We start from the raw sequence: 23,740 nt of genomic DNA, 5'->3' as shown, positions 1-23,740 counted from the left end.
GGTCAGCGGCCCTTCCAGTTGGGGCTGCGCTTCTCGGTGAACGCCGCGTGGAACTCCGCGTAGTCGGCGCTGGTCATCAGCAGCGCCTGGGTGGCGGCGTCCATCTCCACGGCGGCGGCCAGCGGCATGTCGAGCTCGGCGGTGAGCAGCGCCTTGGTCTGCTGGTACGCCAGCGCGGGCCCGGCCGCCAGGCGCTTGGCGAGGGCGGCGGCGCTCGCGTCGGCCTGCCCGTCGTCGACGAGTTCGCTGACCAGGCCGATGCGGTCGGCCTCGGGCGCGCCAACGGTGTCGCCGAGCATCAGCAGCCGGGTGGCGTGGCCGAGGCCCACCATGCGAGGCAGCAGGTAGGCCGCGCCCATGTCCGCGCCGGCCAGGCCCACCTTGGTGAAGAGGAAGGCGAAGCGGGCGGAGCGTTCGACCACCCGGAAGTCCGAGGCGAGGGCGATGACGGAGCCGGCGCCGGCCGCCACGCCGTGCACCGCCGCGATCACCGGGAAGGGCGCCTCGCGGATGGCCCGCACGACCTGCCCGGTCATCCGGGTGAAGTCCAGCAACTGGCCCGCGCCCATGGCGAGGGTCGCGCCGATGATCTCGTCGACGTCACCGCCGGAGCAGAAGCCGCGGCCGGCGCCGGCGAGCACGAGGACGCGGGTGTCGCCGTCGTGCGGCAGCTCGGTGAGCAGGTCGCGCAGATCGGCGTAGGCGCCGAAGGTGAGCGCGTTGAGCCGGTCGGGACGGTCGAGGGTGACGTTGACGATGCCGTCGGCCCGGTCCACCCGCAGGTGCCGCCACTCCTCGGTGCGGCCTGCGGAGCCTCGGTAGGGGCTCATGGGCACGTCCTCCTTCGCGGGGGAGGCAGACTGCCTTCACCGCGAACTTATCACTCCTTCGTGACCGCCGTCACGACTACGCGATAGGCGTGCCGCCCGCGAGGGTGGCGACGAGGACCGCCTTGATGGTGTGCATCCGGTTCTCCGCCTGGTCGAAGACGACCGAGTGCGGCGACTCGAAGACCTCGTCGGTGACCTCCAGCGAGGTCAGGCCGTGCCGTTCGTGGATCTCCCGGCCCAGCTTCGTGCCGAGGTCGTGGAAGGCGGGCAGGCAGTGCATGAACTTCACGTCGGCCCGGCCGGTCGCCCGCAGGACGTCCGCGGTCACGGCGTAGGGGGCGAGCAGCCCGATGCGCTCGTCCCAGACCTCCTTGGGCTCGCCCATCGAGACCCAGACGTCGGTGTGGACGAACTCCGCGCCCGCCACGCCCTCGGCGACGTCCTCGGTGAGCGTGACGCGGGCGCCGGTCGCGGCGGCCAGCCGGTGCGCCTCGGCGACGACCGACTCGTCCGGCCACAGCCGCTTCGGGGCCACGATGCGCACGTCCATGCCCAGCAGGGCCCCGGTCACCAGCAGGGAGTTGCCCATGTTGGAGCGGGCGTCGCCGAGATAGGCGTACGCGATGCCGGCGGCGTCACCGGCCGTGCGGCCGGCGTGCTCGGTCATGGTGAGGACGTCGGCGAGCATCTGCGTGGGGTGCCACTGGTCGGTGAGCCCGTTCCACACCGGGACACCGGCGTGTGCGGCGAGTTCCTCGACGATCTCCTGGCCGGTGCCGCGGTACTCGATGCCGTCGAACATCCGGCCCAGCACCCGCGCCGTGTCCTTGACCGACTCCTTGTGGCCGAGCTGGGAACCGGAGGGGTCCAGGTACGTCGTGGCGGCACCCTGGTCCGCGGCGGCGACCTCGAAGGCGCAACGGGTGCGGGTCGAGGTCTTCTCGAAGATCAGCGCGATGTTCCGGCCCGCCAGCCGCCGCACCTCGGCGCCCGCCTTCTTGGCCGCCTTCAGCTCGCCCGCCAGCTCGACCAGGCCGCGGAACTCCTCGGGGGCGAAGTCCAGCTCCTTGAGGAAGGGACGACCGGCGAGGTCGATGGCCATGAGGGGCTCCTAGGTCGTCGTCGGCCGGGCGCCGAACACGCGTGCACCAATGACGTGGAAGTATATACGCCAATTCGCATGTTTATACAGAGCCTCGGGATGAAGAGTGGGTGACGCCACTGTGACCCGGCGTACCGAGTCTCGTGTCGGCACGGCGTCGGTCGCACCGAACGGAGTGCCGGGTCACCCTGCTGCACGGTGGATCCCCGCCGACCCGACCGGGGATCCACCACGCGGATGCGTCACACCTGCGGACCGCCTGGACGCGTCGCCGCGACCCCAGCCGTCACTCCGGCCGGAGGCTCAGGACAAGGTCGCGCGGCAGGCCGTGGGTGTCGTGGAGATAGCGGAAGTCCTCCTCACCCAGCGGGCCGCGGAACCGGGGACGGGCCAGCACCTGGCGGCCGCGCTCCAGGAGCCGGGCGAAGCGGTGCTCCTCCTCGATCAGCACCCGGCGTACGGTGTCCGGGTCCCTATCCTGCCGGAAGTGCTCCAGGGTGTGCCGGACCAGCTCGTCCGGCAGGTCTCCCAGGCCGCGCGACGGATCGTCCCGCCGCAGCACGGTGAGCACCCGCCGGATCAGCCGGCGCAGCACATAGCCGCGGCCGGTGTTGCTCGGCAGCGTCCCGTCGCCGATCACCACGACAGCCGAGCGCAGGTGGTCGAGGACCAGCCGCAGCGACGGTTCGTCCAACGGCCACAGGGCCGGCACGAGGCGGCGCCAGGGGGCGAAGACGTCGCACTCGAACACCGACGTCCGCCCCTGCAGCAGCGAGGCCAGCCGTTCCAGACCGAGGCCGGTGTCGACATTGCGCTGAGGGAGCGGCACGAGTGAACCGTCGGCGAGCCGTCGATGGCGCATCATCACGTGGTTCCACACCTCCACCCAGCGGTCGTCCCCGGTCGGCGTGGACCGGGGCGGGGTGTCCCCGGTCCACAGGAAGATCTCCGAGTCGGGGCCGCACGGGCCGGTCGGTCCGTTGGACCACCAGTTGTCCTCGACGGTGAGCTCCACCGCCACCCCCAGCCCCTGCCACAACTCCAGGGAAGCGGTGTCCGGGCCGCTCCGGTCGTCGCCGCCGAAGACCGTGGCATGCAGCAGGCCCGGATCGATGCCGAACCCCTCGGTGAGCAGTCCGTAGCCCCACTCGAGGCTCGACGGGCCCTCGTAGTCGCCGAGCGACCAGGTGCCGAGCATCTCGAAGACGGTCAGATGGGTGCTGTCGCCGACCTCGTCGAGGTCCGTGGTGCGCAGACAGCGCTGCAGGTTGACCAGCCGCCGGCCGAGCGGGTGCGGGCGCCCCTTGAGGTACGGAGTGAGCGGGTGCATGCCCGAGGTGGTGAAGAGCACCGGGTCCCCCGGCGGCGGCAGCAGGGTCGAGCCGGTGATCCGGCGATGGCCGCGCTCCTCGTAGTACTCGACGAACGTGCGGACGATCTGATCGGTGCTCATGACCCGGTCGGTGTACATGGGATGACTCCTTCGCGTGTGCAGCGGGGAGGCACCGGACAACAGTCCGCACGATCGTCGGAACCGGGGCGGGGAAGCCATGGAGCCATCGGCGGACCGTTTCCGGTCGCCGGTGGAAGCAGGACGTACGTCAGGCGGCGGCAACCGGCGAGCTGGTCGCTCGCGCGGTCGCGGTGGTGCTTCGGCCCATGACGTTCACAGGGCCGAGCGTAGCCCCTCCGGTGTTCGCGGGGCACACGATTTACCGCCGGGACGCACCGCCCCGACACACCGGCCGGACCCGCCGGCCGGAGTGCCCGGTCACCGCCATGTCGTCAGCAGGGCGTCACACGGCGTCGCGCACCACCGGGCAGCTCATGCAGCGCGGACCGCCACGGCCCCGGCCCAGTTCGCTCCCGGGGATCTCGATCACCTCGATGCCGCGCTTGCGCAGAAAGGTGTTGGTGGTGCTGTTGCGCTCGTACGCCAGGACCACACCCGGCTCCACCGCCAGCACGTTGCACCCGTCGTCCCACTGCTCGCGCTCCGCGGAGTGCACGTCCTGGGTGGCGGTCAACACCCGGATGTCGTCGAGGCCGAGGGCGGCGGCGATGGCACGGTGCATGTGCTCCGGCGGGTGGTCGGTGACCTTGAGGTCCCGCTCCCCCGCGCCGGGCTCGATGGTGTACGAGCGCAGCATGCCCAGGCCCGCGTACTTGGTGAAGGTGTCGCCGTCCACCATGGTCATCACGGTGTCCAGGTGCATGAAGGCCCGCCGCTTGGGCATGTCCAGCGCCACGATGGTGGTCGCCGAACCCGCGTTGAACAGGCGCTGCGCCAGCATCTCCACGGCCTGCGGAGTCGTGCGCTCGCTCATCCCGATCAGCGCGGCGCCGTTGCCGATCACCAGCACGTCGCCGCCCTCGATGGTGGAGGGGTAGGCGGCCTGGCCCTCGGACCACACGTTGAAGCCCGCGCCGGCGAAGAGCGGGTGGTGCCGGTAGACCGCCTCGTAGTGGACGGTCTCGTGCCACCGGGCGGGCCAGCGCATCGCGTTGATGCTCACGCCGTCGTACACCCAGGCGGAGGTGTCCCGGGTGAAGATGTGGTTCGGCAGCGGATTGAGCAGGAAGTCGTCCAGCTCCATGACGTGGAAGCGCACCGAGGTCGGCTCCGCGAACCGGGCCAGGAACTCCCGCTTGGTCATGCCGCCGACCAGCGCCTCGGTCAGCTCGGCGGCGGTCAGCTCCTCGAACGCGGCGCGCAGGTGGTCGGTGACGACCGGCCCGTACTCCTTCTCGTCGAAGACCCGGTCCAGGACGAGGCGCCGGGCCTCGGGCAGGGCCAGCGACTCGCTCAGCAGATCGCCGAAGAGGTGGACCGTCACCCCCCGGTCGCGCAGCACGTCGGCGAAGCCGTCGTGCTCGGCGCGCGCCCGGCGCACCCACAGGACGTCGTCGAAGAGCAGGGCGTCCTTGTTCGACGGCGTGAGCCTCTTCAGCTCCAGGCCGGGGCGGTGGAGGATGACGCTGCGCAGCCGCCCGGCCTCGGAGTCCACATGGAATGCCATGGGGCTAGACATTCCCACTTGGCGGGGGTTTACCGCCTGGAAGGGGCGGGCACCCGCGTGCCCGCCCCTCACCCGTCACAGACGGGGGTCCACCGGCTCCGACTCCAGCGCCAGGACGGCGAAGACCGCCTCGTGCACCCGCCACAGGGGCTCGCCCGCGGCCATCCGGTCCAGCGCCTCCAGACCGAGGGCGTACTCGCGCAGCGCGAGCGAGCGCTTGTGGCCGAGCGCCCGGGAGCGCAGGCGGGCCAGCTGGTCGGGCCGGGTGTACTCCGGACCGTAGATGATCCGCAGATACTCCCTGCCGCGGCACTTGATGCCGGGCTGCACCAGCCGGTTGCCGTCCTCGGTGCGCAGCAGCGCCCGCAGCGGCTTGACGACCATGCCCTCGCCGCCGGCCTCCGTCATCTCCAGCCACCAGCGGGTGCCGGCGGCCACCGACTCCTCGTCGCCGGTGTCGACCAGCAGCCGCCGGGTCTCCTGCAGCAGCCCGGTCGGGTCGCCCGCGACCAGCCGGTCGATGAGCGCGAGCTGCTCGTCGTGCGGCAGCGCGGCCAGGCTGCGGCCCTGGACGGCCAGGATCTGGAACGGCGCGAGGCGCACCCCGTCCAGCCCCTCGGTCGTCCAGCAGTAGCGCCGGTACGCCTCGGTGAAGGCGGCGGCGTCCGCGGCGCGCTCGCGCTGGCGTCCCATCAGCCCGGCCACATCGGTGCCGCGCGCCGCCGCGGCCTCCAGGGCGGCCAGAGCCTCCGGGAAGACGGCGCCGGAGGCCGCGCCCACGGCCGCGTACTGCTTGCGCAGCAGACCGGAGGCCTTCAGCGACCAGGGCAGCAGCTCGGCGTCGAGCAGCAGCCAGTCCGTGCCGAGCTCGTCCCACAGCCCGGCGGCGGTGACGGCGGCCCGGAGCCGGTCGAGCACCGCCTCCGTGACGGCGGGGTCGTCGAAGAACGGCCTGCCGGTGCGGGTGTGCAGGGTGCCGGTGGTGCCGTCGGTCACGCCGAAGCGGACGCGTGCGGCCTCGGCGTCGCGGCAGACCAGGGCCACCGCGCGGGAGCCCATGTGCTTCTCCTCGCACAGCACCTCGCGCACACCGTCCTCGCGGTAGGCGGCGAACGCCTCGTGCGGGTGCTCCAGGTACCCCTCGGCGTGCGAGGTCGCGCACGGCGACATCGTCGGCGGCAGGTAGGCCAGCAGGCGCGGGTCGACCGCGAAGCGGCTCATGACCTCCAGTGCGGCCGCCGCGTTCTCCTCGCGGACGGCGACCCGGCCGTGGTGCGCGGTCTCCACGATCCGCCGGCCGGTGACGTCGGCGAGGGCCAGCGGCCGCCCCTCGTGGCCGCCGGGGGCCTCGGCGACGAGCGGCTTGGCCGGCTCGTACCAGACCCGCTCGGCGGGCACGTCGACGATCTCGCGCTCGGGCCAGCGCAGCGCGGTCATCCGGCCGCCGAAAACGGCGCCGGTGTCCAGGCAGATCGTGTTGTTGATCCACGAGGTGTCCGGCACGGGTGTGTGGCCGTAGACGACGGTGGCGCGGCCGCGGTAGTCCTCGGCCCAGGGGTAGCGCACGGGCAGGCCGAACTCGTCGGTCTCGCCGGTGGTGTCGCCGTACAGCGCGTGCGAGCGGACCCGGCCGGAGGTGCGGCCGTGGTACTTCTCGGGCAGGCCCGCGTGGCAGACCACCAGCTTGCCGCCGTCCAGCACGTAGTGGCTGACCAGTCCCTCGATGAACTCCTGGACCTGCTGGCGGAAGGCGGGGTCCTTCGCGTCCTCCTTCTCCAACTGCTCGATCGTCTCGGCGAGTCCGTGGGTGTGCTGGACCTTCTTGCCCTTGAGGTACCGGCCGAGCTTGTTCTCGTGGTTGCCGGGCACGCACAGGGCGTTGCCGGACTCGACCATGCCCATGACGCGGCGCAGCACACCGGGGCTGTCGGGTCCGCGGTCGACGAGGTCGCCGACGAAGACGGCGGTGCGGCCCTCGGGGTGCGCGCCGTCGGTGTAGCCGAGCTTGCCGAGCAGGGTCTCCAGCTCGGAGCTGCAGCCGTGGACGTCGCCGATGATGTCGAACGGGCCGGTGAGCTCGCGCTTGTCGTTGAAGCGGCGCTCCAGGACGACCTCCGCCGCCTCGACCTCCTCCGCGCCACGCAGCACGTGCACCTTGCGGAAGCCCTCGCGCTCCAGCTGCCGCAGGGAACGGCGCAGTTCGCGGTGCTGGCGCTGCACGACGTGCCGCGGCAGGTGGGCGCGGTCGGGACGGGCCGCGTTGCGCTCGATGCAGACCTGCTCGGGGACGTCCAGGACGATCGCGATGGGCAGCACGTCGTACTCACGGGCGAGCCGGACCAGCTGGCGACGGCTCTCCTGCTGGACGCTGGTGGCGTCGACGACGGTGAGCCGGCCGGCGGCCAGGCGCTTGCCCGCGATGTAGTGCAGGACGTCGAAGGCGTCGCCACTGGCGCTCTGGTCGTTCTCGTCGTCGCTGACCAGGCCGCGGCAGAAGTCGGAGGAGATCACCTCGGTGGGCTTGAAGTGGCGCCGGGCGAAGGTGGACTTGCCCGAGCCGGTGGTGCCGATCAGGACCACGAGGGACAGGTCGGTCACGGGCAGGGTGCGCTTGCCGGTCATGCCACCGCCTCCTTCGCGGTCGTGGTGAAGACTGCCATCTGAGTGGGCGGGCCGACCTCGGGGTCGTCCGGCCCGACGGGGACGTAGCGGACGTCGTAGCCGTGTCGCTGCGCCACCTGCCCGGTCCAGGAGCGGAACTCCTCGCGGGTCCACTCGAAGCGGTGGTCGGCGTGCCGGACGTGTCCGGCCGGCAGCGTCTCCCAGCGCACGTTGTACTCGACGTTCGGCGTGGTCACGACGACGGTCGCGGGCCGGGCCGTGCCGAACACGGCGTACTCCAGCGCCGGCAGCCTCGGCAGGTCGAGGTGCTCGACGACCTCGCTGAGCACGGCCGCGTCGTACCCCTTCAGCCGGGTGTCGGTGTACGCGAGCGAGCCCTGCATCAGCCGCACCCGTGCCGCCCGGTGGTCGCCCATGCGGTCCAGGCGCAGCCGGCGTGTGGCCTCGCCGAGCGCCCGCATCGAGACGTCGACACCGACGATCTCGGTGAAGCGGGCGTCCTTCAGCAGTTCGCCGACCAGCTGGCCCTGCCCGCAGCCGAGGTCGAGGACACGGGCGGCACCGCCGGCGCGCAGCGCCGTCAGGATCGCCTGCCGCCTCTGCACGGCCAGGGGTACCGGCTTCTCCTCGGTGTCCACCTCCTCGTCCACCGCGTTGTCCAGTGCCTCGGGCTCGCTGTCGTCTGCCTCGGCCAGCCGGGCCAGCTCCAGCCGCTCCATGGCCTGCCGGGTCAGCGACCAGCGCCGGGCGAGGTATCGGCTGGTGATCAGCCGCTGCTCGGGGTGGTCCGCGAGCCAGCCCTCCCCCATCCGCAGCAGCTTGTCGACCTCATCGGGCGACACCCAGTAGTGCTTGGCGTCGTCCATCACCGGCAGCAGCACATACAGATGACGCAGTGCCTCGGCGAGGCGCAGCTCGCCCTCCAGCACCAGCCGTACGTACCGCGAGTCGCCCCAGGCGGGGAACTGCGCGTCCAGCACGACCGGTTCGGCCTCGACCGTCCAGCCCAGCGGCTCGAACAGCCGGCGCACCAGGGCGGCGCCGCCGCGCGCGGGAACGACGGGGATCGCGATCCGCAGCGGCAACGGGTTCGCCGCGCGTTCCGGACGCGCGTTGCACACACCCTTGAGCGCGCTGGCGAAGACCGTGCGCAGGGCGACCGCGAGCAGTGACGACGCCGCGTACGGGCGGTCGTTGACGTACTGCGCGAGCGCGGAGTCGGGTGCGCCGCCACGGCCCTTGCCGCGCCGCACCAGCGCCACGGGATCGACCTCCAGGAGCAACGCGGCGGTGCACCGTTGCTCGGACGCCTCGGGGTAGAACACATGGGCGTCGCCGTAGGACGTCGAGAAGATCTGCGTCTTCTCCGGGTGCTTGTGCAGCAGGAAGCCGAGGTCCGTGGCGGGAGCGCCGCCGCTGCCAGTGGTCGATATCGTCAGGAACACCGCCCGAGTATCACCCTGCCCCGCCTGACGCGACCAGCGGTTTTCCCGGCCGTCAGCGGGTGAGGGCAGCGGCCAGGCCGGATATCTCGCCGGGACCGACCCGGCAGCACCCGCCGATGAGACGGGCCCCGGCCTTCTCCCATGCGCGGACCCGATCCGGGTCGAAGGAGGAACCGCCGCGCCAGGCCCGGGCCGTGGCGTCCCACGTCTCGCCGCTGTTGGGATACACCACGACGGGGAGCTGCGTCCCGGCCGCCGTCTCCACCGCCCGGTCCACGTCCGCCGGGGAGCAGCAGTTGACCCCGACGCCGATCACGGCGTCGCTGTCGGCGGCGATCCGGAACGCCTCCTCCAACGGCTGGCCGGCGCGGGTCGCGTCGCCCTCGACGGTGTACGTGAGCCACACGGGCACACCGAGTCCGTCGACCGCGCGCAGCAGCGCCTCGGCCTCGTCGGTGTCCGGCACGGTCTCCAGCGCCAGGACGTCGGGCCCCGCCTCGGCCAGGGTCTCGATCCGGGGCCGGTGGAAACGCTCCAGTTCCGCGATGGTCAGTCCGTAGCGCCCGCGGTACTCGCTGCCGTCCGCGAGCATCGCGCCGTACGGACCGACCGACGCCGCCACCCACACCTCCTCGTCCACACGGTCCGCCGCGGCCCTGGCGAGTTCGACACTGCGCCGCAACAGCCCGGTCGCGGCGTCTGTGCCGATTCCGCGCCGGGCGAAGCCCTCGTAGGTCGCCTGGTAACCGGCGGTGATGAGCACCCGCGCGCCCGCCCGGACGTAGGCCGCGTGGGCCGCCTCGATCTGCTCCGGGTCGTCGGCGAGCAGCCGGGCGGACCACAGCTCGCCGGACAGGTCGCAGCCCTGCCCGGCGAGCTGATTGGACAGGCCGCCGTCGAGGGCCACAGCGCCCTCGGCGAGGGCCTGCGCCAAAGCCCTGGTCGGTACGGACATCGCGGGTGCTCCTTGCTGTGCGGTGGGCGGGACGGTGCCCGTCAGTCCAGCTGCGGCTGGACGCCCGAGGCGATCAGTTCCAGGTGGTCGAGGTCGGACAGGTCGAGGATCTGCAGGTAGAAGCGGCTCGCGCCGAGTTCCGCGTAGCGGTGGATCTTGTCGACGACCTCGGAGGGAGAACCGGCCAGGCCGTTGGCCTTGAGCTCGTCGACCTCGCGGCCGATGACGGCGGCACGGCGGGCGACCTCGGCGTCGTCCTTGCCGACGCACACCACCAGGGCGTTGGAGTAGACGATGTCGTCCTTGCCACGGCCGTGCTCCTCGGCCGCCTTCCGCACCCGGGTGAACTGCCTGGCCGTGTCCTCCAGCGAGCCGAAGGGCAGATTGAACTCGTCGGCGTAGCGGGCGGCGAGCTGCGGGGTGCGCTCGGCGCCGTGTCCGCCGATGAGGACGGGCACCTTGGCCTGGGCCGGCTTGGGCAGCGCGGGCGAATCCTTGAGCGTGTAGTGCTTGCCGTCGAAGTCGAAGGTCTCCCCGACGGGCGTGGACCACAGGCCGGTGATGACGGCGAGCTGCTCCTCCAGCCGCGCGAACTTCGCCTTCGGGAACGGGATGCCGTACGCGGCGTGCTCCTCCGCGTACCACCCGGCCCCGATGCCCAGCTCGACGCGTCCTCCGGACATCTGGTCCACCTGCGCGACCTCGATGGCGAGCACGCCCGGCAGCCGGAAGGTCGCCGCCGTCATCAGCGTGCCGAGCCGGATGCGGGAGGTCTCACGGGCGAGGCCGGCCAGGGTTATCCACGCGTCGGTGGGCCCGGGCAGACCGTCCGCACCGCCCATCTTCAGGTAGTGGTCGGAGCGGAAGAAGGCGTCGAAGCCGAGCTCCTCGGTGGCTTTGGCGACGGTGAGAAGGGTGTCGTAGGTGGCCCCCTGCTGGGGCTCCGTGAAAATTCGAAGATCCATGCTTCCATCCTGCACCTCGTGCCGCGAAAGTGATCGCCGACCGATGGCTCCGCGGCCGCGGCACGGTCCACGGTGTGGCAAATGTCGTCCAACTCCCGTTATATAAAGCCGAGTTGTCGATGCTCTACGCCCCGCGACCGCAGATCCAGTGCCGCGCCGGTGCGGATCACACGCTGTGCCGTTGCGACGACTCGACCGCGCGCAGCAGGGCGCCGACCCGGTCCTTGGACTCGTCGGCGGCGTCGACCGCCTCGATGCACTGCCAGTACTCGGTATCGGACTCGGCCGTGCACGCGACCGACACCAGGGCCATGCAGAGCTCCGCCAGCAATTCGCGCAGTTCGCGCAGCGCACCCGCCGGCTCGCGGACCTCGGTGAGTATCGCGGCACGCAGCGGACCGGCACTCGCGCCGGGCGGCCCCGTCGAACCGCACGCCCGGCCGCTCGCCTCGCAGACCCAGAAGCCCAGCGTCCGCAGTTCCGGGGCCCCGTGCAGGGCGAGATGGCTGCCGATCGCCTGCGTCAGCGCCTGGGCCTGCCAGGCCTCGGCCATCAGGTCACGCTCCGCCCCGCCACCCTGCAGCGCGTGCCGCGTCGCCCGGATCAGTCGTACCGCGTCCATCTCGCACCTCCGCCAGAGACCCACGGGAAACTCCCGTGGTCACTCAGCGTGACGGATGGCGACCCTCGGCGAAAGGGCCTGGTGCGGAACTGTGGACAACATCGGGCCTGTGGAAAACTCGCTCACCCGACCGAGTGAGCGAGAGGGTCCAGCGGGCCCGAACCTCCCGCTCGCCTCGGACGGCGGGGCAGCGGAGCAGCGGGGCGACCCGACGGCCTCAGCCGCCGAGTCCCTCCTCGTCCGGCGCACTCTCGGCCGCCTCGGCGCCCTCGGGCCGTTCCGGCTCCCGCGGCGCGGCCGGCAGCGGGAAGCGCAGCTCGTTCCGGTCGATCTTGGCCGAGAGCGCGGCCGGCAGATCGACGCCCAGCACCGCGCAGAACTGCAGGAGGTACGCGAGGACGTCCGCGGCCTCGTCCCTGACCCGGTGCGCGCTCTCCGGGTCCTCCATCACCCGGGCCGCCTCCTCGGGCGTGAGCCACTGGAAGATCTCCAGCAGCTCGGACGCCTCGACGCTCAGCGCCACGGCCAGGTTCTTCGGCGTGTGGTAGCCCTCCCAGTGCCGGGCCGCCGCGAAGGCGGTCAGCCGGCGCTGCAGGGCCTGCAGATCATCGGTCACACCGGAGAGGTCTACCGCATCGCCGCGTCGGTGCGCTCCGCGTCCGGCCCTGTTCCCTGGACGGGGACGCGTTCCCGGTCCTCCGCCGGGACCCCGAGGCGCAGCAGCGTCACGCCCTCGGCGCCCTCCGCCACCGTCTCGTCGTGGACCGTCCCCACCAGCCGGATGTGACCGCGCTCGGCCACCTGCCAGGCGAGGTCCAGCAGTTTCCGTGACTGCGCCCGGTCCAGGCCCGCGTCCAGGCCGTCGGCGAGGACGGTCAGCACCTGGACCGCGTCCGGTACCTCGCCGCTGGTGTCGACCTCCAGCACACCCGGTCCGGTGAGCAGGACGAGGGCCAGGGCCAGGAAGCGCAGTTCCCCGTCACCGAGCCGGTCCACCGGCACCAGCCCGAAGGGCCCCCGGTCGATCGCCGCGAGCACGCTGTCCGGACCCGGATCGAGCCGCGCCCCGGGGACCACGGTCAGTCCTTCCACGGGCGGCCTGCACACCTCTCGCAGGGCGCCCACCAGCGCGGCGTGCCGGGTGCGGCACTCGCCCTGGGTGCGGCGCAGCACCGCCGAGAGGTTGTCGCAGCCGCCGCGCAGCATCCCGTCCGACACCGCGGCAGGCGACCTCATGCCCTGCGGGCGCGGGTCGACGGGGAAGACCCCGCGCAGCGCGAGGACGACCTGTTCGGCCGCCGCCAGCACCATGCGCTGCCCGTCCGTGGTCCCCGCGACGCGCAGCGGCAGCAGTGAGGTGGCGAGCCGGTCGTCCGGCAAGGGTGCCCGGGTGACCGGGACCAGCCCCGCCGTGTACCAGGCCGCCTGGACCTGGCGCCGGCCGGGATCACGCAGCGCTGTGGACAGCAGCGTCTCGCCGACGCCGACCAACCGCTCGCCCACGATGCGCAGTTCGGGCTCGGTCTGCACAGCGACATCGAGCTGCACCGGGCCGACGGGACCGCTCACCGTGCAGCCGATACGGAATCCGCGCCGGCCCTCGGCGTCAGGCTGGGCGCCGTCCGGCACACAGGCCGCCACTCCCCCGCGCACCCCGTCGAAGACCGCTTCCAGCTCCTCCCCGGCGGCAAGCTGCCCGAGCACGCCCAGCGCCTCCAGCACGCTGGACTTGCCCGATCCGCTCGGCCCGGCGAGCAGGGTGAGCGGGCCGAGCGGGAAGCTCGCGCCGCGGTGCGACTTGAAGGCGGAGAGCCGCAGCTCGGTCACGGAAGGCCGGTGACTGTTCGTGCTCATGCACGCGAACGTATCGGTGCCGCGGGGTGCGGAACCGTTCCGCCGGGCCATCGGTCCTCCGAAAGTGGGTACCTCCCGCGAGCCCGTGGTTACTGTGGCCCCGTGACCGGATACGTGGCGCTCCTGCGCGGGATCAATGTCGGGCCGACGACCAGGCTCCCCATGCAGGATCTGCGGATGCTGCTGGAGGGCATCGGCGGCACGCAGGTACGCACCCATCTCCAGAGCGGCAACGCGCTGTTCGACCACGACCGCGGCGATCCGGTGGCACTCGCGGCGGAGCTGGAGAAGGCGATCCGTGGCGAGTTCGGCCGCGACGTGCCGTGCGTGGTGCGCGAGGCGGCCGAGTTGCGCACGGTGATCGAACGCAATCCGTTCGACATGACCGGCGTCAACCCGGCGCGCTTCCTCGTCACCTTCCTGTCCGGCCCGGTCGAACCGGACCGGATCGCCGGCCTCGACCCGGCCGGCTTCGCCCCGGACGAGTTCCGCCCGGGCGAGCGGGAGATCTACGTGCACTGCCCGGAAGGCGTGCAGAAGACCCGTCTCTCGCACGCCTTCTGGGAGAAGCGACTGGGCCTGACGGCCACGGCCCGCAACTGGAACACCGTCACCAAGCTGGCGGCGATGGCCGGGGAGTGACCCCGGCGGCCGGGATCAACCCAGCCCCCAGCTCTGGCCGAGCCTCCAGGCGGCACAGAGGTTGACGTCGAGGACGTAGGCCGCGGCCGTCCCGCACCGGGTCGCGCCGGTTCCGGGGGCGACGGGCTGTCCGTGCCCCATGCCGGTGATGCTGTACGTCTCCGCGACCGGGGCGCCGGAGGGGTCGTTGTACGTACGGTGCGGGAAGCCGGCGACGGTGTCGCTCGCGTCGGCGGTCTGGTCCGCGCCGTGGACGTCCGTCCACTGCCGCACCAGGTCGTCCATGTTGACGGGCTTGACGGTGTAGTCGGCCGTTCCCTGGAAGACGGTCAGCTTCGGCCACGGACCCGTGTACCCGGGGTAGGCGGCGCGTACTCGGTCGCCCCACTGGTGGGGCGTCTGCGTCGCGCCGACGTACATGCACACGTACGGCGAACCCGCGGCCTGCGCGCACCCGTAGGGCAGTCCGGCGACGACTCCTCCGCCCGCGTACACGTCCGGGTACGCGGCCATCATGACCGCGGTCATGCCGCCGCCCGCGGACAGCCCGGTCACGTAGACGCGCCCCGGATCGGCGGCCGTGTCGGTGATCTGGCGCGCGGTCATCTGCCGGACGGACGCGGCCTCGCCCTGGCCGCGGGCGATGTCGCCGGGCTGGAACCAGTCGAAGCACTGGCTGATGTTGTTGGCGGTGGTCTGGCCGGGCAGGACCACCGAGAAGCCCCACCGGTCGGCGAGCGTCGTCCACCCGCTCTGCGTCCCGTAGTCGCGGGCGTTCTGCGTACAGCCGTGCAGGGCGACGACGACGGGCCGCCCCTGGGGGAGCCCGGCGGGGACGTACCGGTACATCTTCAGGGCTCCGGGATTGCTGCCGAAGCCGGTCACCTCCTCGATCGTGCCCGCGGCCCGGGCGGTGGTGGGCGGCAGGAAGGCGGCGGCGAGCGCCGCGATCAGGACGAGCAGGACCGCGCGCAGGCGGCCCGTGCGATGTGCGGCTGCGTGTGTGGTCATGGTGTCGGACGGTAAGTGCCCCGTCCCCTGCCCGACATGGGACGGGGCACCACATCGCGCGGCCCGGGCGTGGTGTCCGGGCCGCGGCTCAGGAGCGGCGTTCGCCGCCGGAGGACCGGGGAGTCGCCACCTCCTGGTAGTGGTCGAAGTCGTACTCCAGCACGCCCTCGCCTCGGGTCAGCGACGGCAGCCGCTGCTCCAGGGCGTGGACGGACGCGGCGGGGATGTCGCCCTCGACGACGTACGAGGCCCCGTGCGGGGACGAGGTGCGCGGCACCGCGCGCAGCCGTCCGAGCACCGGCAGGACCGTGCCGTAGACGTCCGCCGGGATCTCGAGGCCGAAGCGGTGCACCGGCTCGTACACCCTGGTGCCGGCCTGCCGCAGGGCGCGCGCCAGCACCACTGCCGTGAGACCGCGGAAGTCCCCGGCCGTGCTCGACATGCTCTTGTCGAAGACGGCATGAGCATGGCTCTGGCGGGCGGCGTACCCGGAGTGCGTCATCGTGACCGTGCAGTCGGTGACCTGCCAGCCGTGGATCCCGCCACTCCGCAGCACCGCATGGACGGTCTCCTCGACGGCGCGGATGAACGCGTAGGGCATGGAGCCGAGTTCGACCTCCAGACGGAAGTCCACGCCACTGCCGACGGGTGCGGGATCGACGCGCAGTCCCACGGTGGCCAGGAACGGATTGGAGTCCGCGTGCAGGATCTCGGCGGCGCAGCCGGTGCCCATGGGGCGTTCGATGTGGATCGTCGTCGTCTCGCGGAAGGTGACGTCCACGCCGAAGTCGTCCGCCAGGGTCGCCTGGATGACCTCCTTCTGCACCTCGCCGTAGAGCGACACGGACAGTTCCCGGCGGGCGTCGTCCTGCCGCAGGTTGATGAGCGGGTCCTGTTCCGCGAGGCGGCTCAGCGCCAGGTGCAGGGCGGCCCGGTCGGCGCCCCGGCACGGGACCACGACCGTCTCCAAGGTCGGCGGGGAGAAGTGGCGGCCGCCTCCTGGTGGCGTGCCGTCCGGCTCGCCAATGGTGTCGCCGATGCGGACGCCGCCGAGCCCCCACAGCCTGCCGATCCGCCCCGCGGACACGGACGGGGACGGGACGTCGGTCCCCTGGTCGAAGACGCTGACCGCGGTGACCTTGCCCTCCTCCCCCCGCGCCCCGTAGCGCAGCCGGTCCCGGACGCCGACGGTGCCCGAGAACATGCGGACGTAGGCGATCTTCTCCCCGGCGGCCCCGCGGCCCACCTTGAAGACGGTGCCCGAAACAGGGCCCCCGGCATCGCCCCCCGCGGCGGGCAGCAGTTCGGTGATGCCGTCGACCAGGGCGTCCACGCCGGCGCCTGTGATAGCGGAGCCGAAGTACACCGGGTGGACCCGCGCGCCGCGGGTCTGCTCGGCGAGTGCGGCGCGCAGCCGGCCGTACGGAAGGGCCGCCTCGTCCCTCACATAGGCGGCGAGCAGGGTGTCGTCGCCGTCGGCGAGGACCTCGGCCAGCCGGGCCGTGAAGTCCGCGTCGTCCGCTGTGCACGCGAGGGTGCGCGCGGCGCGCGTACCCGGGTGCTCGACGCGGCACATCGCGACACTGGTGGCGGCGAGCTTGCCGGTGACGGCCCGCAGGACCTCGTCGCAGCGGGCCCCGGCGCGGTCCGTTTTGTTGACGAACACCAGGGTGGGGATCCGCAGCCGCCGGAGGGTTCGCATCAGGACCCGGGTCTGGGCCTGGACACCCTCGACCGCCGAGACGACCAGAACGGCGCCGTCGAGGACGCCGAGCACCCGCTCGACCTCGGCGATGAAGTCGGGGTGACCGGGCGTGTCGATCAGATTGACCGTGATGTCGCCGATCCCGAAGGAGGCGACGGCGGACTTGATGGTGATGCCGCGCTGTCGTTCCAGCGCCATGGAGTCGGTCCGGGTACTGCCGTCGTCGACGCTGCCGATCTCGTCGATGACGCCGGCGGTATGCAGGAGCCGCTCGGTGAGGCTGGTCTTTCCGGCGTCAACATGCGCCAGGATTCCCAGGTTCAGCACGTGCATGGAACGTCGTGTCCTTCGCGTAGGTAATGATTCCCGGCTGAATGGACATCGACAGTCCCCGCATGATCACTTCTCCTGGGTCGAAACGGTCTTTCCCGGCAGTGCAACAGAGGGCGCGCGCTGCGGGCAACCGAATTAGGGCCGATGGAGGGGGGATGGAAGGCGGGTCGCGAAGATTTTTTATCGATCAATCCAGAACCATGCTAGGGTGTAGCACATGGGACGCACCCGGGAGTTCGACACCGACCAGGCCATCGATCGCGCGATGGACCTGTTCTGGCGCCGCGGCTACGCCGAGACGTCCCTGCAGGACCTGCTCAAGGAGCTGTCGATCGGGAGCGGCAGCCTGTACTCCGCCTTCGGGTCGAAGGAGCAGCTCTACGCCCGGGCCCTGGAACGCTACTGCGCACAGCAGGCCGGCGGCCTGACGGAGATCCTGGAGAACGCGACCGAGATCCGGCCCGCGGTGCACCAGGTGCTCTCGGAGATGGTCGAGGCCGACCTGGCCGACCCCAGCCGGGGATGCCTCGTCGTCAACGCCGCCACCGAGCGCGGCGACGACCCCGACACGGTGGACCGCGTCGCGACCGCCATGCGCACGGTCGAGTCCGCCCTCGCGGGCGCCCTGGAACGGGCGAAGTCCCGCGGTGAGCTGTCCGAGGACAAGAATCCGGTGGAACTGGCCCGTTTCCTGACCACCTTCGTCCAGGGCCTCCGGGTCGTCGGCCAGGCACGCCTCGGCCGGACATTCACACAGGACGCGGTCGCGACCGCGTTGCACAGCCTGGACTGACGCACCTCACCGCTCCCCCGCACACCCTCACCACAGTGGCGGCGCCGCAATGGCACCGGCCCACAGCTCCCCGCACCATCATTGTTTATCAATCAATCCAGAAAAGGACGTGTCATGGAACTGCGCCTCAAGGACAAGGTCGCCGTCGTCACCGGGGCCAGCAAGGGCATCGGCCTGGCCATCGTCGAGGCGATGGGCCGGGAAGGGGTCCACGTCGTCGCGGGCAGCCGCGGCTCCACCCCCGAACTCGACGCGCTGCGCGACACCTACGACGTCACGGTCGTCCCGGTCGACCTGTCCACCACCGAGGGGGCCGAGACGCTGGTGCGGCGCGCCGTGGAGCAGCACGACCGGATCGACATCCTCGTCAACAACCTCGGCGGCGCGGACGCCCGTTCCGGCTTCCTGGAGGTCAACGACGCCGAGTGGCGGCGGATCTTCGACCTGACCTTCTTCAGCGCGGTGCGCACGAGCCGCGCGGCGCTCCCGCACCTGCTCGCGGCCGAGGGCGCCTCGATCGTCAACATCAGCTCGATCAACGCCCGGCTGCCCTTCCCGATGGTCGTGGACTATTCCGCGGCGAAGGCCGCGCTGACCAGCCTGACCAAGGCGCTCTCGGAGGAGTTCGCGCCGCGCGGCGTGCGCGTGAACGCGGTCTCCCCCGGCCCGGTCCGCACCCCCTTCTGGACCGCCCCGGGCGCCTTCGCCGACGCCACCGCCAGCGCCGCCGGCACCACGGCGCAAGAAGCCCTCGACGTGGTCGTACCGCAGAGCATGGGCATCAGCACGGGCCGGATCACCGAGCCGCACGAGGTCGCCGACCTCGCGCTCTTCCTGGCCTCGCCGGTGGCGGCCAACATCACCGGCGCCGAGTTCCTCATCGACGGCGGCCAGAACAAGACGATCTGAGCGCCGCCCCGGGAACCGTCGCCCCCTGCGAGGGGGCGGCGCGGGGGGGGCGAGCGGCACCCGCGAAGTGACAGGGGGAGCCGTCCGAGGGCGGACCGGGCGCCCCGTAGGCTGCGCCCGCCAGGAACCGCCGCACCGAGGGATCACCGTGAAGCTTTCCGCCGAACTGCTCGACCTGCTGAACCGCCCCAGTACGTGCTACCTCGCGACGACGATGCCCGACGGCTCGCCGCAGCTGACCCAGACCTGGGTCGACACCGACGGCGAGCACGTGCTCGTCAACAGCGTCCAGAGCCACGTGAAGACCCGGAACATCCAGCGGGATCCGCGCGTGGCGGTGACGATCTCGGACCCCGAGCACCCGTCCCGCTACTTCCAGGTCCGGGGGCGCGTGGTCGAGGTGACGACCGACGGCGCCGCGGAGCACATCGAGAAGCTGTCCCACAAGTACATGGGCGGGCCCTACCCGTGGTTCGGCGGGCGTGACCAGGTGCGCGTCCTCTTCGTCATCGCTCCGGAGAGCATCAGCGGCACGGGCTGACCCGACACCTGACCGCCTCCGCGCCGCCGGACGGTTGCCGGGCGAACCTCACTTCACTCGTTCGAGAGCACTGCTCTTGACTTTGAGCAATGCACCACGAGAGCATTGCTCACAGTTCGAAGCATGCCTCACCGTTCATGAACGGGGTTCGCCATGAAACTGCTCTATCGCGGCCCGAGCCGCCAGACCCTGCACGACCAGTTCGCCAAGCGCCGGCGCATCGACGCCGACGCGCCGGTCGTGAGCGCGTCGGAGACCCGGATCGAGGCGCCGCCGGAGCGGGTCTGGCGCATCATCGCCGACCCCTCCGGCTGGTCGTCCGTACTGCCCGGCCGCCGGATCGTACGGCTCGACGACGGCGTGACCGAGGACGCCGAGTTCATCTGGGCCATGGGCCGGACCACCATCAGGTCCCGCTTCGCCGTGGTCGACGCGGGGCGAGAGCTCACCTGGACCGGCGTCGCCATGGGTGTCAAGGCGGTGGACCGCCAGGTGCTCACGGCGACGCCGGACGGCGGGACCGTCCTGCGCATCGAGGAGTCGATGGCGGCCCCGCTCGTCCGCCTCCTGTTCAGCCCGGGCAAGCTCCGCGCCCAGCACGGGATATGGCTGGCCGCCGTCAAGGCCGCCGCGGAGGACCGAGCCCGCGTCGGAGCGGGTGCTCAGCCGAGGGGATAGCCGATCTGCTCGATGTCCTTGACGAGATCGGCCGGGTCCACGTCCGGGTTGAGGGCGGCTATCACCTCCGCGGTCAGCGGGCGCAGCTCATGGACGTGCCGGACGGCCTCCAGGTCGACCGCGACCTCGTAGCAGCCCTCGGCGAACTCCCGATAGGCCTCCGCCGAGCGGTCGGCCGGCAAAGCGAAGAGATAACCCGCACCGTCCGGGTCCTCCGTCCCGTCCTCGGGGAACTCGATCGTCCCCGCCCGCCAGGCGTCGTCCTGCGGCTGCCGCCACATACAGACGGTCACCACCGGAGTGCCGTCCTCGTCCGAGAACGCCGGCTCCTCGACATACGGACGGAAGACCTCGGGGACCTCGTCGAGCACACCCGGCCAGGGGCCGTCGGCCGCGTAAGGGCTCATGTGCGACTCATGGGCGAAGCCGCAGACATAGGCACCCGCCGGCGAGAAGACGATCGCGTATTCGTTGCCCGAGCCGTCACGCATCGAGGCCATCTCCTCGGTCCCGGACCACCGGGAGTCGTAGGAGTAGTAGCGGTCGGCCCACTCAGGGCTGAGGATCGCGTCCAGCATGGCCAACGCACGGCAGTGGTCACGAAGTACGGGGATGCCTGGCAGGCGCCGGGCGATGTCGTGAACGGTCATGCCCACATCCAAGAGCATGCCGTCGGCGCACCCGCACCCGCCCAGGGCAATGCCGGCCGCCGGCCGGGCCCGGGCTCCGGCCGGCTCCGCGAACCATGACGTGGAGTAATCATCCGATGCTCTCCAGCAACTGGAGTGACACCTTTCAAGGAGGTAGTCACTTCACTTGACCCACTCCAGAAAAGGAGTAATGTCCCATGTGAGGCTTTATTGCCCATCCATCCCTCGGGCAGGTGTTGATCATGGGCGCCGCAGTACTGCTCTCCGAGACCCCTTGTTCCGGCCACGACGGACCGCAGTCCACCCCGTCCGCGGCCGTGGGCTCGTGGGCGCTTCCCTGGTCGAGCCAAGCCTGCCGCCACGCGCGGGAAGCGGTCCGCGGGGCGCTGCACCAGTGGGGCCGGGACGATGTCGCGGACACCGCGGAACTCCTGGTCAGCGAGCTGGTCGGCAACGCTCTCCGGCACGCTCGCGCGCCGCTGGCGCTCAACTGCGTGCTCCTCGGCGACACCGTGTGCTGCGCCGTCATCGACGGGAGTCCGGACCTGCCCCGGGTCATGGGGGCCGATTCCGAGGACGAGAGCGGCCGCGGGCTGGCGCTGGTGGAACTGCTGTCCGCACGCTGGGGCTCCGACAGCACCCCCAGGGGCAAGGCCGTGTGGTTCGAACTGCACTGCCGGCCCGGCGGGTCATCGGCCGACCCGGAGAACCGCCGGTGACCGCCGTCGAGCCCATGGCCGCCGCCACCGCCCGGCTGCGCGCGGCAGGGTTGCGGGTGACGGCACAGCGCATCGCGCTGCTCATGGCGGTCGACGAGTCACCGGGCCATGCCGACGCCGAGACGCTGCGCCAGGTGGCCGGCCGTGTCACGGGGGGCCTTTCCCTGCAGGCCACGTACAACGTGCTGCGCGCCCTCGTGGACGCGGGGCTCGTCCGGTGCACCCTGATCCCGGGCCACGCCGGCCGGTACGAGACCGAGTGCGGCGACAACCACCATCACTTCGTCTGCCGGTCCTGCGGCAGCATCCGCAATGTGAAGTGCGCCGTGGGCCGTGCGCCGTGCCTGGACCCCGACCTCCCCGACACGTACTCCGTCGACGAGGCCGCCGTCACCTTCTGGGGGCGGTGCCCCGACTGCGCCGTCGCGGCGGACTGACGGCGGACATGAACGGAGGGCCCGCCTCCACAGCGGGCCCTCCGTCACGGAAGCCGTCGCATCGGCCGGTGCAGCCGCGTCAGGCGGCGGTGCGCCGGTTGCGCCGGACCGTGAACCATGTGCCGGTGGCACCGGCGGCCAACAGCGCGCCGACGGCCAGGCCCACCGGCAGCGCCGGGAACGCCGAGGCGTCGCTGATCGCGGCGGCGGTCCTCATGGCCGGACCCGGCGTGATGCTCGTGCGGACCGGGTCCACGTGCCGTATCGGGCCGTAGGACTTGACCGAGCCGTCCGTGTTCAGCACCAGCTGCTTGTTGTTCGGGTGCCGGAAGTCGAACATGCCCGTGAGCGAGCCGGCCGTGGCGTCGAAGGAGTGGTCCCCGACCCGGCCGGTGCGCCAGTTGTCCTCGACGAAGCGGATGATCGAGGACTGGTCCGTCAGCGTGTGGTCCACCTTGTTGACCTTGCTGAACGGGGAGACCACCAGGAGCGGCTGACGGGTGCCCGGCCCGCAGCGGTCCGCGTAGCCGCCCGCGGCCTTGGGGCCCGCCTGGCACGCGGGGCTGTCGGTGGTCTTGCCGTTGGAACCCACCGTGGTGTCCTTCGAGCCGTTGTGCGGCTTGACGAAGGTGTGGTCGTACCAGCCGTCGGAGTCGTCGTACGCGACGACGACAGCGGTGGAGCTCCACTGCGGCGACTGCTGCACGGCGTTGATCTGCTGGACGAGGAAGTGCTGCTCGTCGATCGGGTCGGAGTAGGCGCCGTGGCCGTCCTGGTACTCGGGCGCCTTGACGAAGCTGACGGAGGGCAGCTTGCCCGCCTTGAGGGCCGCGTCGAAGTCGGTCAGGTCGTAGTTGTGGTTGGCCTGGCCGTTGTGCCCGATCTCGTCGACGTTCTTGGGCGGCAGGTGGTGCGGGTTGGACGTCGACTTGAAGTACTCGAACGGCGAGTGGTGCGGGCTGTAGTCCACGACCGCCGCGCCGCCGATGTTGGCGTGCGTGGTGTCGCACTTGGCGTAGTCGCCCTGCTTGCCGTCCCACGCGGTGGAGGGCCGGAAGCCGCCCTGGAACCAGCCCCAGCTGACGTCCTTGGCGTTGAGCAGGTCGCCGATGTTGCGGCCCTGCATCGCGCCGAGCGCGTTGGTGCTGGTGTGGTCCTTGTCCGAGCAGTCGTCGTAGGCCGGGTCCGGGTCGTTGATGACCGTGCCGACGCCCTTGGAGTTCGGGGAGACGACGGTGTAGGCGTCCGGCGTGGACGTCTGCTTCGGGTGCTCGGTGCCCGTGGCCGGGTCGACGGAAGTGACGCCGTGCGTCTGACCCGCGATCAGGTTGAGGGCGCCGGGGGTGGACGGGCCGTAGACCGAGCCGAAGGAGCGGTCGCCCAGGGTGTAGTGCTGGGCGTAGTTCCACAGCGCGGTGACGGTGTTGCCGTCGTAGTAGTCCATCACCAGGCCCGGCTCGCCGAAGAGGCCGCCGCTGCAGGTGTCGACGTTGGTGTTCTGCACGAACTGGTCGGCCTTGCCGCCGTTGTAGGCGTACTGCTCCGGCCCGTAGTTGTGGTTCTGGTCGCAGGTCAGCGCCTGCGAGGAAGCCAGCCGTTGGGGCGTGTACTGGTTGGGGTTCTTCGTCAGCAGCCCGGCGTGCGCCAGGGTGTCGATGTCCCGGGGGGTGTTCTTGGCCGCCGTGAACTTGGTGCCGTCGGTGTTGGCGGCCTTGGGGTAGGTGCCGAAGTAGTGGTCGAACGAGACGTTCTCGTCGAAGAGGACGACCACGTGCTTGATGGGCGTGGCCGTCGAGGGGGCGGGGTGATGCCAGGTGGGTGTCGCGGCCCAAGTGGCCGCGCTCCCGCCGAGAACAGTGAGCGCGGCGGCGCCCGCAAGCGCCCCCAGGCTCCGCATCGCCGCTCGT

General features: G+C 71.5%; 22 protein-coding genes. 7 read left to right on the top strand and 15 right to left on the bottom strand.

Features of this window, described 5'->3' with window-relative positions:
- Nucleotides 1-2 precede the first annotated feature (2 nt).
- From ACFYXS_RS10910 to ACFYXS_RS10860, 11 genes are all read right to left on the bottom strand, one after another.
- Complete coding sequence (locus tag ACFYXS_RS10910; RefSeq protein ID WP_389246221.1) at nt 3-830, bottom strand: enoyl-CoA hydratase family protein; 828 nt, start codon at nt 828-830, stop codon at nt 3-5.
- 76 nt (nt 831-906) lie between these two features.
- Nucleotides 907-1,932, bottom strand: a complete 1,026-nt coding sequence (argF, locus tag ACFYXS_RS10905) for an ornithine carbamoyltransferase (protein WP_389246219.1) — start codon at nt 1,930-1,932, stop codon at nt 907-909.
- Nucleotides 1,933-2,218: 286 nt separating this feature from the next.
- Nucleotides 2,219-3,385, bottom strand: coding sequence for an alanine--tRNA ligase-related protein (locus tag ACFYXS_RS10900; RefSeq protein ID WP_389246878.1), 1,167 nt, complete (start codon nt 3,383-3,385; stop codon nt 2,219-2,221).
- 343 nt (nt 3,386-3,728) lie between these two features.
- On the bottom strand, nt 3,729-4,952 hold the full coding sequence (locus ACFYXS_RS10895; protein ID WP_389246217.1) for an arginine deiminase: 1,224 nt from the start codon (nt 4,950-4,952) through the stop codon (nt 3,729-3,731).
- A gap of 75 nt (nt 4,953-5,027) precedes the next feature.
- Nucleotides 5,028-7,574: a polynucleotide kinase-phosphatase gene (locus ACFYXS_RS10890; protein ID WP_389246215.1), complete on the bottom strand. Its 2,547-nt coding sequence runs from the start codon at nt 7,572-7,574 to the stop codon at nt 5,028-5,030.
- Nucleotides 7,571-9,019: a 3' terminal RNA ribose 2'-O-methyltransferase Hen1 gene (locus tag ACFYXS_RS10885; RefSeq protein ID WP_389246213.1), complete on the bottom strand. Its 1,449-nt coding sequence runs from the start codon at nt 9,017-9,019 to the stop codon at nt 7,571-7,573. Before ACFYXS_RS10885 ends, ACFYXS_RS10890 begins: the two co-directional genes overlap by 4 nt.
- Nucleotides 9,020-9,071: 52 nt before the next feature.
- Complete coding sequence (gene mmuM / locus ACFYXS_RS10880) at nt 9,072-9,974, bottom strand: homocysteine S-methyltransferase (protein WP_389246211.1); 903 nt, start codon at nt 9,972-9,974, stop codon at nt 9,072-9,074.
- Nucleotides 9,975-10,015: 41 nt separating this feature from the next.
- The gene (locus ACFYXS_RS10875) at nt 10,016-10,939 is read right to left on the bottom strand and encodes an LLM class F420-dependent oxidoreductase (RefSeq protein ID WP_389246209.1); all 924 of its coding nucleotides are present in this window, start codon (nt 10,937-10,939) and stop codon (nt 10,016-10,018) included.
- Between the two features lie 166 nt (nt 10,940-11,105).
- On the bottom strand, nt 11,106-11,561 hold the full coding sequence (locus ACFYXS_RS10870; protein ID WP_389246207.1) for a DUF6099 family protein: 456 nt from the start codon (nt 11,559-11,561) through the stop codon (nt 11,106-11,108).
- A 217-nt stretch (nt 11,562-11,778) separates the two neighbouring features.
- Nucleotides 11,779-12,177, bottom strand: a complete 399-nt coding sequence (locus tag ACFYXS_RS10865; RefSeq protein ID WP_389246205.1) for a nucleotide pyrophosphohydrolase — start codon at nt 12,175-12,177, stop codon at nt 11,779-11,781.
- An 11-nt stretch (nt 12,178-12,188) separates the two neighbouring features.
- Nucleotides 12,189-13,415 (bottom strand): AAA family ATPase, encoded by a 1,227-nt coding sequence (locus ACFYXS_RS10860; RefSeq protein ID WP_389246202.1) that lies wholly within the window; start codon nt 13,413-13,415, stop codon nt 12,189-12,191.
- A 102-nt stretch (nt 13,416-13,517) separates the two neighbouring features.
- Here ACFYXS_RS10860 and ACFYXS_RS10855 point away from each other — a divergent pair, with 102 nt between their 5' ends.
- Entirely contained in the window at nt 13,518-14,057 is a 540-nt protein-coding gene (locus tag ACFYXS_RS10855) for a DUF1697 domain-containing protein (protein WP_389246200.1), read from the top strand.
- A 15-nt stretch (nt 14,058-14,072) separates the two neighbouring features.
- Here the strand turns inward: ACFYXS_RS10855 and ACFYXS_RS10850 are convergent, their stop codons facing one another.
- Together ACFYXS_RS10850 and ACFYXS_RS10845 are read right to left on the bottom strand one after the other, a co-directional pair.
- The gene (locus ACFYXS_RS10850; protein ID WP_389246198.1) at nt 14,073-15,068 is read right to left on the bottom strand and encodes a PHB depolymerase family esterase; all 996 of its coding nucleotides are present in this window, start codon (nt 15,066-15,068) and stop codon (nt 14,073-14,075) included.
- An 88-nt stretch (nt 15,069-15,156) separates the two neighbouring features.
- The gene (locus tag ACFYXS_RS10845; RefSeq protein WP_389246196.1) at nt 15,157-17,106 is read right to left on the bottom strand and encodes a GTP-binding protein; all 1,950 of its coding nucleotides are present in this window, start codon (nt 17,104-17,106) and stop codon (nt 15,157-15,159) included.
- 217 nt (nt 17,107-17,323) lie between these two features.
- On the opposite strand from ACFYXS_RS10845, the gene ACFYXS_RS10840 reads away from it, so the two are divergent.
- From ACFYXS_RS10840 to ACFYXS_RS10825, 4 genes are all read left to right on the top strand, one after another.
- Nucleotides 17,324-17,899 carry a TetR/AcrR family transcriptional regulator gene (locus ACFYXS_RS10840; RefSeq protein ID WP_389246194.1) on the top strand — a complete coding sequence of 192 codons (576 nt, stop codon included), beginning with the start codon at nt 17,324-17,326 and terminating at the stop codon, nt 17,897-17,899.
- A gap of 114 nt (nt 17,900-18,013) precedes the next feature.
- Nucleotides 18,014-18,808, top strand: coding sequence for an SDR family NAD(P)-dependent oxidoreductase (locus ACFYXS_RS10835; RefSeq protein ID WP_389246192.1), 795 nt, complete (start codon nt 18,014-18,016; stop codon nt 18,806-18,808).
- 148 nt (nt 18,809-18,956) lie between these two features.
- Nucleotides 18,957-19,349 (top strand): PPOX class F420-dependent oxidoreductase, encoded by a 393-nt coding sequence (locus tag ACFYXS_RS10830; RefSeq protein ID WP_389246190.1) that lies wholly within the window; start codon nt 18,957-18,959, stop codon nt 19,347-19,349.
- 153 nt (nt 19,350-19,502) lie between these two features.
- Nucleotides 19,503-20,027 (top strand): SRPBCC family protein, encoded by a 525-nt coding sequence (locus tag ACFYXS_RS10825; protein WP_389246188.1) that lies wholly within the window; start codon nt 19,503-19,505, stop codon nt 20,025-20,027.
- Here the strand turns inward: ACFYXS_RS10825 and ACFYXS_RS10820 are convergent.
- Nucleotides 20,012-20,677, bottom strand: coding sequence for a hypothetical protein (locus tag ACFYXS_RS10820; RefSeq protein WP_389246186.1), 666 nt, complete (start codon nt 20,675-20,677; stop codon nt 20,012-20,014). The two genes, ACFYXS_RS10825 and ACFYXS_RS10820, sit on opposite strands and share 16 nt — an antisense overlap.
- Before the next feature lie 242 nt (nt 20,678-20,919).
- On the opposite strand from ACFYXS_RS10820, the gene ACFYXS_RS10815 reads away from it, so the two are divergent.
- Nucleotides 20,920-21,396, top strand: coding sequence for an ATP-binding protein (locus ACFYXS_RS10815; RefSeq protein WP_389246184.1), 477 nt, complete (start codon nt 20,920-20,922; stop codon nt 21,394-21,396).
- On the top strand, nt 21,393-21,833 hold the full coding sequence (locus ACFYXS_RS10810; protein ID WP_389246182.1) for a Fur family transcriptional regulator: 441 nt from the start codon (nt 21,393-21,395) through the stop codon (nt 21,831-21,833). The genes ACFYXS_RS10815 and ACFYXS_RS10810 overlap by 4 nt, the downstream gene beginning before the upstream one ends.
- Before the next feature lie 79 nt (nt 21,834-21,912).
- Here ACFYXS_RS10810 and ACFYXS_RS10805 read toward each other — a convergent pair whose 3' ends face one another.
- On the bottom strand, nt 21,913-23,730 hold the full coding sequence (locus ACFYXS_RS10805) for a phospholipase C (protein ID WP_389246876.1): 1,818 nt from the start codon (nt 23,728-23,730) through the stop codon (nt 21,913-21,915).
- Nucleotides 23,731-23,740: the final 10 nt, after the last annotated feature.

The organism is Streptomyces sp. NPDC002574 (assembly GCF_042889545.1).
Lineage (GTDB): Bacteria > Actinomycetota > Actinomycetes > Streptomycetales > Streptomycetaceae > Actinacidiphila.
This window is presented reverse-complemented; position numbering and strand designations above follow the sequence as displayed.

Bases quoted from the DNA above. Each gene is read 5' to 3' on its own strand.
- ACFYXS_RS10840 (WP_389246194.1), top strand. From the start codon at position 17,324: ATGGGACGCACCCGGGAGTTCGACACCGACCAGGCCATCGATCGCGCG.
- ACFYXS_RS10805 (WP_389246876.1), bottom strand. From the start codon at position 23,730: ATGCGGAGCCTGGGGGCGCTTGCGGGCGCCGCCGCGCTCACTGTTCTC.
- ACFYXS_RS10825 (WP_389246188.1), top strand. From the start codon at position 19,503: ATGAAACTGCTCTATCGCGGCCCGAGCCGCCAGACCCTGCACGACCAG.
- ACFYXS_RS10875 (WP_389246209.1), bottom strand. From the start codon at position 10,939: ATGGATCTTCGAATTTTCACGGAGCCCCAGCAGGGGGCCACCTACGAC.
- ACFYXS_RS10860 (WP_389246202.1), bottom strand. From the start codon at position 13,415: ATGAGCACGAACAGTCACCGGCCTTCCGTGACCGAGCTGCGGCTCTCC.
- ACFYXS_RS10900 (WP_389246878.1), bottom strand. From the start codon at position 3,385: ATGAGCACCGATCAGATCGTCCGCACGTTCGTCGAGTACTACGAGGAG.
- argF (WP_389246219.1), bottom strand. From the start codon at position 1,932: ATGGCCATCGACCTCGCCGGTCGTCCCTTCCTCAAGGAGCTGGACTTC.
- ACFYXS_RS10890 (WP_389246215.1), bottom strand. From the start codon at position 7,574: ATGACCGGCAAGCGCACCCTGCCCGTGACCGACCTGTCCCTCGTGGTC.
- ACFYXS_RS10870 (WP_389246207.1), bottom strand. From the start codon at position 11,561: ATGGACGCGGTACGACTGATCCGGGCGACGCGGCACGCGCTGCAGGGT.
- ACFYXS_RS10895 (WP_389246217.1), bottom strand. From the start codon at position 4,952: ATGGCATTCCATGTGGACTCCGAGGCCGGGCGGCTGCGCAGCGTCATC.
- mmuM (WP_389246211.1), bottom strand. From the start codon at position 9,974: ATGTCCGTACCGACCAGGGCTTTGGCGCAGGCCCTCGCCGAGGGCGCT.
- ACFYXS_RS10820 (WP_389246186.1), bottom strand. From the start codon at position 20,677: ATGACCGTTCACGACATCGCCCGGCGCCTGCCAGGCATCCCCGTACTT.
- ACFYXS_RS10835 (WP_389246192.1), top strand. From the start codon at position 18,014: ATGGAACTGCGCCTCAAGGACAAGGTCGCCGTCGTCACCGGGGCCAGC.
- ACFYXS_RS10910 (WP_389246221.1), bottom strand. From the start codon at position 830: ATGAGCCCCTACCGAGGCTCCGCAGGCCGCACCGAGGAGTGGCGGCAC.
- ACFYXS_RS10845 (WP_389246196.1), bottom strand. From the start codon at position 17,106: ATGCACGTGCTGAACCTGGGAATCCTGGCGCATGTTGACGCCGGAAAG.
- ACFYXS_RS10850 (WP_389246198.1), bottom strand. From the start codon at position 15,068: ATGACCACACACGCAGCCGCACATCGCACGGGCCGCCTGCGCGCGGTC.
- ACFYXS_RS10815 (WP_389246184.1), top strand. From the start codon at position 20,920: ATGGGCGCCGCAGTACTGCTCTCCGAGACCCCTTGTTCCGGCCACGAC.